Raw genomic sequence first — 14,827 nt, forward strand, 5'->3', positions numbered from 1 at the left:
CCAGCCGGTCATGCTTCGACTGCGCTCAGCATGACCGTTTTGGTTAGCTCAAACGGCTTCTAAGCAAAAGCAGCGAGCGGGTTGCGATATAAATGCAATTGCCATTATAGCCAATCTGCCAACCTATTTTTAGCTTAATCGTATGCAAGACGAATGGAAATTGCTGAAATGACAAAAATATTGTTCTATCTTTGCAGCGCGCTTCCAGCAAACGCATTCTAATGATGACTTTCAATCGTACTTCCCAGGCTTGGTGGTGGCAGTTCCGAAACCTCGGACCGGCCTGCCTGTGCGCTTGGTAAAATCACGCCTGATTTTGCTTTAAACCACAAAAAGCCCGGCCCACGCCGGGCTTTTTTCGTTTCACCCCCAACGCCGGCCAAACCGTTGCCGCGCTTCCCCAACTTGTTGCCCTGTGCCAATCCACCTGACTACCCGCACCCGCCGCCTGCTTGCCGATACCGTGACGCCCGTAGGCCTGTACCTGCGGCTGCGCGACCACTACCCCAACTGCCTGCTGCTGGAAAGCGCCGACTACCACGGCCAGCAAAACGCCTTCAGCTACCTGGTGTGCGAGCCGCTGGGCACGTTTGAGCTGCGGCGCGGCGGGGAGCTGCGGCAAACCCTGCCCGGCCACCCCGAAACCCGCGAAACCCTGGGCCAGCCGCGCGAGGCCTTGGCCCGGCTGCGCGGCTTCGCCGCCGCGTTCGAGCCCGACCAGGCAGCAGCCAAGTTCCCGTTCATCAGCACCGGCTTGTTTGGCTACATGGGCTACGAGGCCGTGCAAGGCTTCGAGGACGTGACCCTGGCAACGGCTAAAGTGCCGGCCGGCGACATCCCGCTCATTCGCTACGGCGTGTACCGCTACGTCATTGCGTTCAACCATTTCCGGCAGGAGTTGCACTTGTTCGAGCACGGCGTGGCCGGCGAAGCCCCGGCCGCAACCGACGGGCTGGACCGCCTCGAAAACCTGGTGCGCCACCCCAGCGTGCCCACGTTCGGCTTTGCCACGGTGGGCGAGGAGCGGAGCAACCAAACCGATGAAGAGTTCCTGGAGCGGCTGGCCAAGGGCCAGGCCCACTGCCGGCTCGGCGACGTGTTCCAGATTGTGCTGTCGCGGCGGTTTCAGCAGGGCTTTTCCGGCGATGAGTTCAACGTGTACCGGGCCTTGCGCTCCATCAACCCCTCGCCCTATTTGTTCTATTTCGACTACGGCGACTACAAAATTTTCGGTTCCTCGCCCGAGGCGCAGGTGCTGGTGCAAGGCCGCGAAGCCAGCCTGTTCCCGATAGCCGGCACCTACCGCCGCACCGGCGACGACGCGGCCGATGCCGCCGCCGCCCAGCGCCTGGCCGCCGACCCCAAGGAAAATGCCGAGCATGTAATGCTGGTCGACCTGGCCCGCAACGACCTGGCCCGGCACGGCACCAAGGTGCAGGTGCGCACGCTGCGCGAAATCCAGTTTTACTCGCACGTCATCCACCTCGTGAGCAAGGTGACGGCCGAGCTGGCCGAAGGCACCGACACCCTACAAGTAGTTGCCGATACATTCCCGGCCGGCACGCTGTCGGGTGCGCCCAAGCACCGCGCCATTCAGCTGATTGACGGGCTAGAGCCCACCGCCCGCGGCTATTACGGCGGCTGCCTGGGCCACTTCGGCTTCGATGGCAGCTTCAACCACGCCATCATGATTCGCTCGTTTTTGAGCACCGGCAACCAACTTTATTTCCAGGCCGGCGCGGGCGTGGTGGCGGCCTCGGAGGTGCAGTCGGAGCTGCAGGAGGTGCACCACAAGCTGGGGGCCTTGCGGGCAGCTTTGCGCGCTGCGGCAGAGGTGCGGTAATTGTCATGCTGAGCGCAGTCGAAGCATCTCTACCTCAATACTAAATCACTTGCTGGCGCAGTAGAGATGCTTCGACTGCGCTCAGCATGACGTTCCTTATCACGTTCAATACGCATGAAAATCCTCGTTCTCGATAACTACGACTCCTTCACCTACAACCTCGTACAACTTTTGCGCGAGCTGGGGCACGGACCCAACCTGACCGTGACGCGCAACGACCAGCTGCCCCTCGAAGCCGTGGATGCCTACGATGCCATATTGCTGTCGCCCGGCCCGGGCCTGCCCACCGAAGCCGGGCTGATGCCGGCCATCATCCAACAATATGCGGCCACGAAGCGCATTCTGGGGGTGTGCCTGGGCCACCAAGGGCTGGCTGAAAGCTTTGGTGCCGAGCTGTATAACCTTCCGGCCGTGCTGCACGGCGTGGCCAACGAAGCCGAAGTGACGGTGCCCGATGAGCGGCTTTTTGCGGGCTTACCCCGTAAGTTTCAAGTAGGACGCTACCATTCCTGGGCCGTGCGCCCCGAGTCGGTTCCGGCCGTGCTGGAGGTGACGGCCCGCGACGCCAACGGCGAAGTACTGGCTTTCCGGCACCGCGAGTACGATGTGCGCGGCGTGCAGTTTCACCCCGAAAGTATCCTGACCGAGCACGGCGCCCACATGCTAGCCAACTGGCTGGCATGAGAACACTGTAAAAAGGCCGTCATGCTGAGCGTAGTTGAAGCATCTCGCGTGCCATTGTAATCAAACCGTTGAACGATGCGAGCGAGATGCTTCGACTACGCTCAGCATGACGTTCTGAAAATAAAAACCACTTTGAAACAGATTCTCACCAAGCTTTTTGACCAGCAGCCGCTTACCCACGCCGAAGCCCATGCCGCCATGCGGCAACTGGGCGAAGGCGGCGCCAACCCGGCCGAAACAGCGGCATTTCTGGCCGTGTACCGCATGCGGCCCATCACGGTGGCCGAACTGGCCGGCTTCCGGCAGGCGCTGCTCGATTTGAGCCGCGACCCGGAGCTGGGCACCCACGCGGTGCTCGACATCGTAGGCACGGGCGGCGATGGCAAAAACACGCTTAACATCTCCACGCTGGCCTGTTTCATCGTGGCCGGGGCGGGGGAGAAGGTGGCCAAGCACGGCAACTTTGGGGTGTCGTCGGTGTCGGGCGCGTCCAATGTGCTGGCGCATTTCGGCTACTATTTCGAAGCTAGCTCCGACCAGCTCCGGCGGCAGCTTGACCGCGCCGGCATTTGCTTTTTGCACGCGCCGGCCTTTCATCCGGCCATGCGGCATGCCGGTCCGGTGCGCCGCGAGCTGGGGCTGCGCACGTTCTTCAACATCCTCGGTCCGCTGGTGAACCCCGCCCGGCCGGCTGCGCAGCTGCTGGGCGTGTTTAGCCTGGAGCTGCAGCGCGTGTATCACTACCTGATGCAGCCCACCGGCGCCCGCTACGCCGTGGTGCACGCCCTCGATGGCTACGATGAGCTGGCCCTCACCGGCCCGGCCAAAGTGGTTTCCTCGTTCGAAGGCGAGCGAATGCTGAGCGCCGAAACGCTGGGCCTGCCCGCCTGCACAGCCGCAGATTTGACCGGTGGGAGCACCGTGGCCGCTGCCGCTGAGCTTTTTCGCCGGGTGCTACTGGGCGAGGGCACCGCTGCCCAGCGCAACGTTGCGACGGCCAACGCGGCCCTTGCGTTGCAATGTGCCCGCCCCGGCCTGGGCTGGGACGAGGCGCTGGCCCACTGCCGCGAATCACTGGATTCGGGCGCTGCCAAAAGGGCGTTTGAAACCATGCTTTCCATCAATTAAGATTGAAGAATGAGGAATGAAGAATTGGCATTTAGTACGGTTCCACTTTCCGTTCATCAACCAATGATTCCTCATTCTTCACTCCTCATTCCTCATTAAAAAATGCCTACCATTCTCGATACCATTGTTGCCCACAAGCGCCGGGAAGTAGCTCGCCGCCGCGAATTGGTGCCGACCAAGCTGCTCGAAACCAGCTTGTATTTCAACTCCGTGCCACTGTCGCTGCGCAAGTACCTGCTGCGCGAAGAGGGCAGCGGCCTCATTGCCGAGTTCAAGCGCAAGTCGCCTTCTAAGGGCTGGATAAACCAGTATGCGCCGGTAGAACGCACCACGCTGGGCTACATGCAGGCCGGGGCGGCGGCGCTGTCGGTCCTCACCGATGCCGAGTTTTTTGGCGGCAAAAACGAAGACCTGACCACCGCCCGGCGGTTCAATTTCTGCCCCATTCTGCGCAAAGATTTTGTGGTAAACGAGTACCAGATTCTCGAAGCCAAAAGCATTGGCGCCGACGCTGTGCTGCTTATTGCGGCCGTGCTCACGCCCGCCGAAATCAACACGCTGGGCCGCCTGGCCCGCTCGCTGGGCCTGGAGGTGCTGCTCGAAGTGCACGACGCCGAGGAGCTGGCCCGTGCGGCCAATGTCGACGCGGTGGACTTAATCGGCGTTAATAACCGCAACCTGCACGACTTTAGCCTGAGTCTGGACACCTCGCTGGCCCTGGCGGAAGCCATTCCCGAGGCCTTCGTGAAGGTGTCGGAAAGTGGCATTTCCACTGCCCGCGCCATCGGCCAGCTGCGCGAGGTGGGCTACCGGGGCTTTCTGCTGGGCGAGGCCTTCATGCGCCACGCCCGGCCGGAACGCGCCTGCGCCGCTTTGGTGCAGGAGCTCAGAACATACCACCGGGGGGTGGCGGTTGGAGAGTAAACACAGCAACACGATGGAAACCATACTGAACGAAAAACCACTGCTCATCAAAGTCTGCGGCATGCGCGAGCCTGGCAACATCGCGGCCGTGGCCGAACTGCAGCCCGATTTTCTGGGCTTTGTTTTTTACCCGCCCTCGCCGCGGTACGTCGTGGGCACGCTGCCCACGGAGCTGCTGCGCGCCCTGCCCGACAACGTGCGCAAAATCGGGGTCTTCGTCAATGAGTCCACTGAGCATATTCTGGCCACGCTCGCCAGCTATGGCCTGGACGGGGCCCAGCTGCACGGGCAGGAAACACCGGCGCAATGCGCCGAGCTGCAGCGGGCGGGTGTGTTGGTTATCAAGATGTTTTCCGTAAACCATGGGCTGGATTTGAGCGCGCTGCTGCCGTATGAAGGCGTGTGCGACTACTTTGTCTTCGACACCTTTGGGCCTGCGCCGGGCGGCAACGGCACGGCCTTCGATTGGGAAGTATTGCGCGACTACGAGCTCGAAACGCCGTACCTGCTGGCCGGCGGCCTGGGGCCCGAAAACATTGACGCCCTGACTGCGCTGCGGCTGCCCGGCCTCATCGGTGTCGATTTCAACAGCCGCTTTGAAACGGCCCCCGGCCTCAAAGATTTTACGCAGCTGGCCAAAGCGTTTGCTTCCTTACGCCCGCGCCGGGCCGGCAAATCAGCCCGCCGGACGGCTTAATTCCCCCCCCTCTTTCCTTGCTGCTCGCATGACGACTTCCTTCCAACAACCCACGGCTCGCGGCTACTACGGCGAATACGGCGGCGCTTTCGTGCCCGAAATGCTGTACCCCAACGTGGAAGAGCTGCGCACGCAGTACCTCGAAATTCTGGCCGACCCCGCCTACCAGGCCGAATTGCAGCTATTGCTGCGCGACTACGTGGGCCGGCCCACGCCGCTGTTTGAAGCGCGCCGGCTATCCGAGAAATACGGCACCCGCGTGTTTCTGAAGCGGGAGGACCTGTGCCACACCGGCGCCCACAAAATCAACAACACCGTGGGCCAGATTCTGCTGGCCAAGCGCCTGGGCAAGCAGCGCATCATTGCCGAAACCGGCGCCGGCCAGCACGGCGTGGCCACGGCCACGGTATGCGCCCTCATGGGCCTGCCCTGCGTGGTGTACATGGGCGCAACGGACATTGAGCGCCAGGCGCCCAACGTGGCTCGCATGCGCCTGCTCGGGGCCGAGGTGCGCCGCGTCACCAGCGGCAGCCAAACCCTGAAAGATGCCACCAACGAGGCCATCCGCGACTGGATTGCCAACCCCGTAGATACGCATTACATCATTGGCTCCGTAGTTGGCCCGCACCCGTACCCCGATTTGGTGGCGCGGCTGCAAGCCGTTATCAGCGAGGAAATGCGCGCCCAATTATTGGAAAAAACCGGCTCCGAGCTGCCCGCTTTTGTGGTGGCCTGCGTGGGCGGCGGCTCCAATGCGGCCGGCGCGTTCTACCATTTTCTCGACGAGCCGGCCGTGCGCCTGGTAGCGGTGGAAGCAGCCGGGCACGGCATTTATTCGGGGCACTCCGCGGCCACGTCGGTGCTGGGCAAGCCGGGCATCATCCACGGCAGCCGCACGCTGCTCATGCAGGACGAGCACGGCCAGATTACGGAGCCGTATTCGCTGAGCGCCGGGCTGGACTATCCCGGCATTGGGCCGCTGCACGCGCACTTGGGCGCCGTGGGCCGGGCCGAGTTCATGTCCATTACCGACGACGAAGCGCTGGCCGCCGTGAGCGAGCTGAGCCGCCTGGAAGGCATTATTCCGGCCCTGGAAACGGCGCACGCGCTGGCTGCGCTGGGCCAGCTGGGCGCCGGGCCCGATGACGTGGTGGTGGTGAATTTGTCGGGCCGCGGCGACAAGGATTTGGAGACGTACCTCAAGAATATGGACAAACTCATTTAGCGCAAGGTTTCGCGAAGTTTAAAACTTAAGTTTCGCAAAGCGTTGTCGTTCAAAAATATACTTAGCGAAACCTTGCGCTAGATGAACAGAATAACCCACGCCTTCCGGAGCAAAAAGAACCTGCTCAACACCTACTTCACCGCCGGCTATCCCAGCCTGCACGACACCATTCCGCTGGCCAAAGCATTGGTCGAGTCCGGGGCCGACATCCTCGAAATCGGCATGCCCTTTTCCGACCCGCTGGCCGATGGCCCGGTTATTCAGGGGAGCAGCACGGTGGCCCTGGCCAATGGCATGAACCTGCCCGTGCTGTTCGAACAGCTCCAAAACCTTAGAACGGCCGTGCCCGATGCGCCGGTGCTGCTCATGGGCTACCTCAACCCCGTGCTGCAGTTCGGCGTGGAAGCTTTCCTGAAACGCGCTGCCGAAGTGGGCGTCGATGGACTGATTCTGCCCGATTTACCGCTCGATGAGTACGAGGAAACCTACCACGCCCTTTTTCAGCAGCATGGCCTGAAAGCGGTGTTTCTCATCACGCCGCAAACTTCCGAAGCGCGAATCCGGCGGCTCGATGCCCTGTCCGATGCCTTCCTTTACCTCGTGTCGGGACCCGGCACCACCGGCGGCACCACCCGGCCCGATGCCGACGCCCAGCAACAGTACTTTGAGCGAGTGGCAGACCTGAACCTGAAAAATCCGCGCCTCATCGGTTTCGGTATTGCCAATAAAGCCGGTTTTGACCGCGCTTGTCAGTATGCTGATGGTGCCATCATCGGTTCGGCGCTCATCCAAGCTCTCCAAGAGGTGGACGATGCGCCCGCGGCCGCCGCGCGGTTCGTGCGGGGTATCAAGTCGTAGTTTTTAACAGAAGGACGTCATGCTGAGCGCAGTCGAAGCATGACGTTTTTATTTAACCTACCCATTACGTGATAATTCAACTAGAAAATTCGGCTTCCGTGCCCGCCATATCGGAGCACCTCCGGCAGCACGGCTACAAGGCCACCGAAGTCACGACCCAACACGCGCACTACCTGGTCGCCATTGGCAAGCAGGATGTTGACTTGCGCACCATTGGCCAGCTGCCGGGCGTGTGCGACGTGCACCGCGTGAGCGACGACTACAAGCTGGTGAGCCGCAAATGGCGCGTGAAGCCCACCGTGCTCGACCTCGGCGATGGCGTGACGATAGGCGAGGGGCAGCTCGCCATTTGCGCCGGGCCGTGCAGCATCGAGAGCGAGGCGCAGATGGAAAAGGTGATGACGCATCTGGTCGAAAACGGCGTGCGGCTGATGCGCGGCGGCGTGTTCAAGCCCCGCTCGTCGCCCTACGCGTTTCGGGGCCTGGGCATGGACGGCCTCAAAGAGTTTCACCGCATGGCGCGGGCGCACGGCCTCAAAATCGTGACCGAAGTAATGCAGGTGTCGCAGGTGGAAGAAATGCACGACTACGTGGACGTGTTCCAGGTAGGCGCCCGCAACACCCAGAATTTCAACCTGCTGGATGCCTTGGGCGGCGTCGATAAGCCGGTGCTGCTCAAGCGCGGCATTTCGGGCTCCATCGAGGAGCTGCTGTCCTCAGCGGAGTACGTGTTTTCGGGGGGCAACGAAAAGCTGATTCTGTGCGAGCGCGGCATCCGCACGTTCGAAACGGCCAGCCGCAACACCCTGGATTTGAATGCTGTACCGATTTTGAAAGCCAAAAGCCACCTGCCGGTCATCGTCGACCCTTCGCACGGCATTGGCATTCGGGAATACGTGCCGGCCATGGCCCTGGCCGGAGTAATGGCCGGGGCCGACGGCATTGTGTACGAAACCCACGAGACGCCCGAAAAGGCCGCTTCCGACGGCGCCCAAACGCTGGATTTCGACGAGTCGGCGCGGCTGATTCGCAACCTGCGGCGCGTGTACGAGCTGCGAGGGCAATTGGAATAAACAAAAAATTAATCTTGCCATTTGCTTGTATTCCTGAATTCAGTTCTTAAATTCGTCTCACTCATGCGCCACCAATTCGTCAATTGCATTAAAAACCTGCTGACCTCCCCCAAACAGGGCGAGCAGGGGCTGCGATTGGCGCTAACGGAGTACACGGCATGAAGCCCGAACTTCTCTAGAAACCTTCAAAAGCCCGATTCCACCAGGAAGTCGGGCTTTTTTTTCGCCAAAACCGCTATGTTCACCAAACGCACCATCCCCGCTACCGCCACCCAGGACCAACTGGTCTGGAAAATTCTGTTTGACCGCCAGACGGCCCTCTTGCACCGGCGCGCCGCGCCCGTTTTCAACCAGGGGCTGGCGCGGTTGGGCTTGCGGCGCGACGTAGTTCCCGACATCGGCGAACTGAGCGCCACGGTGCGGGAACACACCGGATGGCAACTGGCGCCGGTGGGGCGGCCCTTCGAGCCCGCCGCGTTTTTTGAGTTGCTGGCCGAGCGCAAGTTTCCCATCGTGACGCGCATCCGGCCCATGCACAGCTTCGATTTCAGCCCTGAGCCCGACCTGTTCCACGACCTGTTCGGGCACGTACCCATGCTGCTCGACGAAGGCCTGGCCGATTTTCTGCACGCACTGGGGCAGGCGTATCGGGCGCAGCCGGTGGGCTCGGCTACCCGGGAACAGCTGTGGGCGCTGTATTTTTTTACGGCCGAATTCGGCCTGGTGCAGCACGAGGGCAAGCCCATGCTCTACGGCGCGGGGCTGTTGTCGTCGGCGGGCGAAATCCACCACTGCGTAAACGAGCACACCCCCCGGCCGGCGTTTGACCTGGCCACCGTGCTGCGCACCCCCGTTACCGGCACGCGCTACCAGAACCAGTACTTCGTGCTGCCCGCCTGGCAGCAGCTCAGCGACTGCGTTGATGAACTGGCCGGCATCCTGGCGGGACGCTGCGCTTAACGGAGAATGAGGAATGAGGAATGAGGAATTTTGGCTTTGACTGCTAATTCCTCACTCTTCATTCCTCATTCTTCATTCTTCATTAAGCCGCAGGCGTTAATACCCCCAGCCCAGGCGGCGGTAGACGAAATGGAGCAGCCACAGCGGCCCAATCAGCAGAAACTGAAGGTCTTTGAGGAAGCTGGGCTTTTTGCCTTCTACTTTGTGGCCCCAGAACTGGCCCACCCAGGCCAGGGCGAAAATAACGAGGCAAATGGCCCAGAGCGGGAGGGCTGCCGCATTGGCTACCACGTGCAGGGCAGCGGCCATGGCCACCCACACCAGCACCATGCCCAGGGCCAGCCGGCCGCTCAGTCGCACGTAATAGAGCAGGGCCAATGCCATTGCCAACGTGCCCCAGTTCAGCCAAGAGCTGATGTGCGCAATGGCCGCCGGCACCGGAACCGACCAGAGCAACCCAATAAGCGAGAACATTATCAGCGGTACGCACACCCAGTGCACCAGCTTGTTGGTGGGGTTTTGGTGGCTTTCTCCGTATTCGGAGAGGAGTGCCGTGAGGGAGGCCATGCGGTGGGATTTTTGGGAAAGGCAAGAGCAGTGAAGAGCCGACAAATTAGCAAGAAAAAAAGCCTTCCCATGTGGGAAGGCTTTTCTAAACGGCTGTCATCCTGAGCTTGCGAAGGACCTTCTCATGGTTGCTCCGATTGAATTGCTGCAAATTGTTTTTCGGTGAGAAGGTCCTTCGCTGCGCTCAGGATGACAGACATTGAAAAAGCTGCGACAGCGGCAACTGCCCGCTATGCTTTCGATTTGAACCGGCCGCGCAGGTAGGCCAGTGCCTGGGCGTGGGCTTTGGCGGCGTCTTCCTTTTTGTATTTGGGGTTGGAGGGGTTGGCAAAGGCGTGGTCGGCGTCGTAGCTCTCCACGGTGAGGCTTTTGCCGGCGGCGGCCATGTCCTTCTTAAACTGGCCCACCACTTCGGGATTAATCCACTTGTCTTGGCTGGCAAAAATGCCCAGTACGTCGCTGTTCAGGGTTTTGAGCTTGGCCACGTCCTTCTCGGGCATGCCGTAGTACATCACGCAGCCCACGGTCTGCTTGCCGCCGAGCAGCGCCTCCTGCAAGCTCCAACCGCCACCAAAGCACCAGCCGATGCTGGCAAACTGCGCCTTGGGGCCGGCGTACATTTCCACGCCTTTGAGGATGGCCACGGCGCGCTCGGTTTTCACCTCGCCCATGAATTTGCCAGCGTCTTCGGGCGTGGTGGCCACTTTGCCGTCGTAGAGGTCCACGGCAATTACGTTGACATCGGGCAACTCCTGGGCGAAGGTGCCGGCTTCCTTCTTGATGTAGTCGTTCAGGCCCCACCACTCGTGTATCACGAACAGGTACTTGTTGCTGGGTTTGGCGCTCTTGATTTCGAAGCCGTGGCCGGGCTTGCCGTCGGGGGTTTTGAACTCGATTTCCTTGCCCATGCCTTCGTAGTGGTAGGGCAGGGGCGCATCGTGGCCACCCGAGAAATCCTTGTCGGTGGCCAGCATCGCAAAAGCTTCGGTGGCGGATGCCGACAGGTTGCCGGCCGGGCGGGCGCAGCAGCTGGCCATTTTCTGGGCCGAGGCTGAAAACGTGAGGCCGAGCAGGAGGGCGCCGAGCGTAAGGGATTTGGTCATGGGAGTTATAAAGAATTGAAACGAATGAGCCTACGCAACAGCCAACCTGGCAAAACTTCCCGGCTCATGTAGCAAAGTTTTTAGCAATTCTGGAAAATAGCTTTGGCAGGCAACGGCCGTTTGCCTCCACGTCAACCGAAGGAGCTATAGCAATGAAGCAGTTAGCCCGCGCCCCCGGCGGGTATTCCGGTGTTGATGCTTGCCCCCAACTCGGTAAGCAGCGCAAACAGGCCCACGTAGGTCCGGTTGAGGTAAATAAAGTGCTCGGAGCCCCGCGGCTCGCGCTGCTTGCGCAATTCGGGGTCGGCCATCAGGTCGTCGCCGAGGGCGTAGAGGGCCGCCATGTAAGCGGGGTCGCCGAAGTCGAACGTGGCCTGACGAAAGGGACGGCCCACCAGTTCCAACGACACCTGCATGGTGCGCAGGTAGAGGGCCTGCATAGCCGGCGCATCGGTGGGGCGGAGCACATTGGCCTGCGTGAGCAAGGCCGTCAGGCGGGCTTCGTCGGCGATGGTTTCGGGGGCCAGCAGGGCGGTGAAGAGACGGTACACGTCCCGCGGCACTTCTTTCACGCAGCCAAAATCGAGCACGCCGAGGGTACCACCGTTTTCGGTTCGCATCAAGAAATTGCCGGGGTGCGGGTCGGCGTGCAGGCGGTGCAGGGTGTTGAACTGGAACTGGTAAAAGTCCCACAGCGCCTGGCCCAGCTGGTTGCGCACGGCCTGGCTGGGATTAGTGGCCAAAAACTCCTTCAGGTGCTGCCCGCTGAGCCAATCCATGGTGAGAATGCGGGCGGTGGAATACGCCGGGTAGTAACCGGGGAATTCCAAGTGGTTAATTCCCTGGCACTGAGTTGCGATTTCCTGTCCACGCCGCAACTCCAGCTTGTAGTCGGTTTCTTCCAGCAGGCGGGTTTCTACTTCTTCCAGGTAGGGGCGGACCTGGGCCTCGTTCAGACCCATCACGCGCAGGGCAATGGGCTTCACCAGCCGAATATCAGACTTGATGCTGTCGGCCACACCGGGGTATTGCACCTTGACGGCCAAGGCTTTGCCCTCTTTGCGCGCAAAATGCACCTGCCCGATGCTGGCCGCCTGCCGCGCTTCCGGCTCAAACTCGTCGAACAACTGATAAGGCGACTTGCCAAACGCATCCCGGAAGGCCTTCACCACCAGCGGGCCGGAGAGGGGCGGCGTCGAATACTGGGCTTGGGCAAACTGCTCGGCGTAGGCCGTGGGCAGCATGTTTTTCTCCATGGCCAGCATCTGAGCCACTTTCAGCACGGAGCCCTTCAGCTCGCTCAGCGTGCCGTAGAGTTCGGCGGCATTGGCGGCGTGCAGGTCGGCAGTGGTCGACTCGGCCCCCACGGCCTTCTTGGCGTAGTGTTTGATGTAGTTGGCGCCCACGTTGAGGCCGGTTTTGGCAAAACGGGCAGCACGGGCCACCTTAGTGGTGGGCAGGGAGTTTTGGGATTCGTCGGACATAGCAGTAGGCTGCCGGTTATAAAAATTAAACGTCATGCCGAGCGCAGCCGAGGCATCTCGCGTGCTGAAATAATTCAATCGAAAGAGTTGCGCACGCGAGATGCCTCGGCTACGCTCGGCATGACCGCCATAACAGCCGTTAGCGCCGCACCAGAAACCGCACAAAATCCACGGCCGAATCAATCGTATTGCGGCCCACCAAATCGAAGCTAAGCGTCACAGCCTTCTCCACGGCGGCGTCGGTGCGCTCGAAGTTGAGGGAATCGTCTTTGGCAAAAAAAACCAGCACAAACAGCACTTGTTGCCAGAAGAAGCGCGGGTAGCCGTCCTGCACCAGCGGCCGGTTGGCGATTTCGCCGCTGGCCCGGCCTTCGCTGAGCAAGTCGCTCACAAACACCTCAAAATCCTGCCGGAAATCATCGAGCACGCGGGGCGACAGGGCCGGCACCCGGTGCAGCGAGCGGCGCAGGCTCATCAGCGCATAGGAACGGTTGTTTTTCAGGATTTCGAGCAGGGTAAAATAAAAGGCCAGCAGCTTTTCGCGGCTGCCGTAGCCTTCCCACACCGGTTCGCCGGCGGCGGTTTCGCACGCCTGCCGGCCAAAATCGGCCCAGATTTCGCGGTCGATGGCATCGAAATTCGGGTAGTGCTGGTAGAATTCCGGCTCCGCGATGCCCAACTGCTGGGTGAGCTTGAACACCGATTGCGGCGGGTGGCCTTCGTTGAGCACGAAGTCGAGATAGGCTTGTTTGATGCGGTCCTTTTCCATGGCAGTATAACCGGCACGGCAGGGGTACGGTTCAGGCAGTAGCGCGAACTTTGTAGTTCGCGCTACTGCCTGAACGTCAATCGTCAGAATAGCGTGGGTACGCGAACTACAAAGTTTGCGCTACTGTCCAGCCGCCGTCCGCGCTGCCCGAATAGCTTCCACGGCCCGCTCCCGGGCAAACTTGTGCTCCACAATGGGCTTGGGGTACTTCGCCGTGCCCACCTCCGGCACCCAGCGCCGGATGTATTTCATTTCGGGGTCAACCTGCGCCTGCTGGCTCTCGGGGCTGTACACCCGAAACCAGGGGGCGGCAATGGCGCCGGTGCCGGCCATCCATTGCCAGTTGCCCACGTTGTTGGCTAGGTCGTAGTCGAGGAGCTTGTCGGCAAAATACCGTTCGCCCCAGCGCCAGTCGATGAACAGGTGCTTCACCAGAAAGCCCGCCACGGTCATGCGCACGCGGTTGGGCATATAGCCGGTGGCGTTGAGCTGGCGCATGCCGGCGTCCACCAGTGGGTAGCCGGTGCGGCCCTCGCACCAGGCCCGAAACTCGTCCTCGTTGTTGCGGTAGGGGATGTGCCGCATCTTGGGGTCGTAGCTCTCGGTAGCGGTGTGGGGGAAGTGCCAGAGCAGCATCATAAAGAAGTCGCGCCAGATAATTTCGGCCAGCAGCTTCGGGTTTAGTGCCTTGGCCTGGCGCATCACCTCGCGCACGCTCAGGGTGCCGAAGCGCAGGTTCAGCGACTCGCGGGTGCTGCCGTGTTCGTTGGCGGGCGTGTCGCGGGTTTTGTGGTAGTGGCGCACCACGCTTGCGGCGGGCAATTTCACCGGCGGAAAATATTGTTCCTTGCGTTCAAACCCCATGCTTTTCAGGGTTGGGCGCGGCCCGGCGTTTTCTTCGGAAACGTGGTGCAGATGCGCCTTCGTGAACGGCTTTCCGGAATCGCAGGGCTCCAGCAACTCATCCGTCAGCTTCGCCGTGTAGGCCTTTAGGTAAGCCCCAAACACCTTGGGCACGGTGCCCGATTTGGTCATGATTTCGTCTTTGGCGAAAACGACCTGGTCCTTGTAGGCGTGGAATTCTACCCCATGCTTCTCCAACATCTTGGCCACGGCCGTGTCGCGCTCGGTGGCGTAGGGCTCGTAGTCTTCGTTGGTGTGCACGGCCGCTACCTCGAAGTCCTGCGTCAGCTGCTCCAGCACCTCCAGCGGCTTGCCGTAGCGGGCCAGGAAGGTGCCGCCGGCCGCCTCGGTTTCCTGGGCCAGCTTCTCTACCTCGTCGTAAATGAAAGTGAGCCGGGCATCGGCTTTATCCGGCAGCTGGTCCAGAATTTCCTGGTCGTAAATGAACAGAGGCAGCACCGGCAGGCCGCTGGCCAGTGCCGCCGCCAGACCCAGATTGTCGTGAATGCGCAAGTCGCGCCGGTGCCAGAAGAGGCAGATTTTCATGCTTTTTTAGTTGTCAGTTGCTCGTTGTCAGTTGCTCGTTGTCAGTTGATAGCCATTCGGCCT

General features: G+C 61.0%; 14 protein-coding genes. 9 read left to right on the top strand and 5 right to left on the bottom strand.

Annotated features, from left to right (window positions below):
* The first annotated feature begins 415 nt into the window (after positions 1-415).
* The 9 genes from JKL48_RS07805 (at position 416) to JKL48_RS07845 (ending at position 9,392) form a co-directional block, all read left to right on the top strand.
* Positions 416-1,843 (top strand): anthranilate synthase component I family protein, encoded by a 1,428-nt coding sequence (locus JKL48_RS07805; RefSeq protein ID WP_201980971.1) that lies wholly within the window; start codon positions 416-418, stop codon positions 1,841-1,843.
* A gap of 114 nt (positions 1,844-1,957) precedes the next feature.
* Complete coding sequence (locus JKL48_RS07810) at positions 1,958-2,527, top strand: anthranilate synthase component II (RefSeq protein WP_201980975.1); 570 nt, start codon at positions 1,958-1,960, stop codon at positions 2,525-2,527.
* A 132-nt stretch (positions 2,528-2,659) separates the two neighbouring features.
* The gene (gene trpD, locus JKL48_RS07815; protein ID WP_236668670.1) at positions 2,660-3,655 is read left to right on the top strand and encodes an anthranilate phosphoribosyltransferase; all 996 of its coding nucleotides are present in this window, start codon (positions 2,660-2,662) and stop codon (positions 3,653-3,655) included.
* 102 nt (positions 3,656-3,757) lie between these two features.
* Entirely contained in the window at positions 3,758-4,579 is an 822-nt protein-coding gene (gene trpC, locus JKL48_RS07820) for an indole-3-glycerol phosphate synthase TrpC (protein WP_201980983.1), read from the top strand.
* A gap of 13 nt (positions 4,580-4,592) precedes the next feature.
* Complete coding sequence (locus tag JKL48_RS07825) at positions 4,593-5,276, top strand: phosphoribosylanthranilate isomerase (protein WP_201980986.1); 684 nt, start codon at positions 4,593-4,595, stop codon at positions 5,274-5,276.
* Positions 5,277-5,304: 28 nt separating this feature from the next.
* Entirely contained in the window at positions 5,305-6,501 is a 1,197-nt protein-coding gene (trpB, locus tag JKL48_RS07830; RefSeq protein ID WP_201980989.1) for a tryptophan synthase subunit beta, read from the top strand.
* Between the two features lie 81 nt (positions 6,502-6,582).
* Complete coding sequence (gene trpA / locus JKL48_RS07835) at positions 6,583-7,359, top strand: tryptophan synthase subunit alpha (protein ID WP_201980993.1); 777 nt, start codon at positions 6,583-6,585, stop codon at positions 7,357-7,359.
* Between the two features lie 68 nt (positions 7,360-7,427).
* Positions 7,428-8,432 carry a 3-deoxy-7-phosphoheptulonate synthase gene (gene aroF, locus JKL48_RS07840; RefSeq protein ID WP_201980997.1) on the top strand — a complete coding sequence of 335 codons (1,005 nt, stop codon included), beginning with the start codon at positions 7,428-7,430 and terminating at the stop codon, positions 8,430-8,432.
* 237 nt (positions 8,433-8,669) lie between these two features.
* Positions 8,670-9,392 (top strand): phenylalanine-4-hydroxylase, encoded by a 723-nt coding sequence (locus JKL48_RS07845; RefSeq protein WP_201981002.1) that lies wholly within the window; start codon positions 8,670-8,672, stop codon positions 9,390-9,392.
* Between the two features lie 96 nt (positions 9,393-9,488).
* Here JKL48_RS07845 and JKL48_RS07850 read toward each other — a convergent pair whose 3' ends face one another.
* The 5 genes from JKL48_RS07850 to JKL48_RS07870 all read right to left on the bottom strand — a co-directional run bounded on the left by JKL48_RS07850 (position 9,489) and on the right by JKL48_RS07870 (position 14,764).
* The gene (locus JKL48_RS07850) at positions 9,489-9,959 is read right to left on the bottom strand and encodes an Mpo1 family 2-hydroxy fatty acid dioxygenase (RefSeq protein ID WP_201981003.1); all 471 of its coding nucleotides are present in this window, start codon (positions 9,957-9,959) and stop codon (positions 9,489-9,491) included.
* A gap of 230 nt (positions 9,960-10,189) precedes the next feature.
* A complete protein-coding gene (locus tag JKL48_RS07855; RefSeq protein ID WP_201981005.1) occupies positions 10,190-11,062 on the bottom strand; it encodes a dienelactone hydrolase family protein in 873 nt (290 codons plus the stop codon).
* Positions 11,063-11,223: 161 nt separating this feature from the next.
* Complete coding sequence (locus tag JKL48_RS07860; protein ID WP_201981007.1) at positions 11,224-12,546, bottom strand: ABC1 kinase family protein; 1,323 nt, start codon at positions 12,544-12,546, stop codon at positions 11,224-11,226.
* A 139-nt stretch (positions 12,547-12,685) separates the two neighbouring features.
* Entirely contained in the window at positions 12,686-13,315 is a 630-nt protein-coding gene (locus JKL48_RS07865) for a TetR/AcrR family transcriptional regulator (protein WP_201981009.1), read from the bottom strand.
* Positions 13,316-13,435: 120 nt separating this feature from the next.
* Entirely contained in the window at positions 13,436-14,764 is a 1,329-nt protein-coding gene (locus tag JKL48_RS07870; RefSeq protein ID WP_201981011.1) for a cryptochrome/photolyase family protein, read from the bottom strand.
* Positions 14,765-14,827: the final 63 nt, after the last annotated feature.

This window comes from Hymenobacter rubidus (assembly GCF_016734815.1).
GTDB classification, from domain to species: domain Bacteria; phylum Bacteroidota; class Bacteroidia; order Cytophagales; family Hymenobacteraceae; genus Hymenobacter; species Hymenobacter rubidus.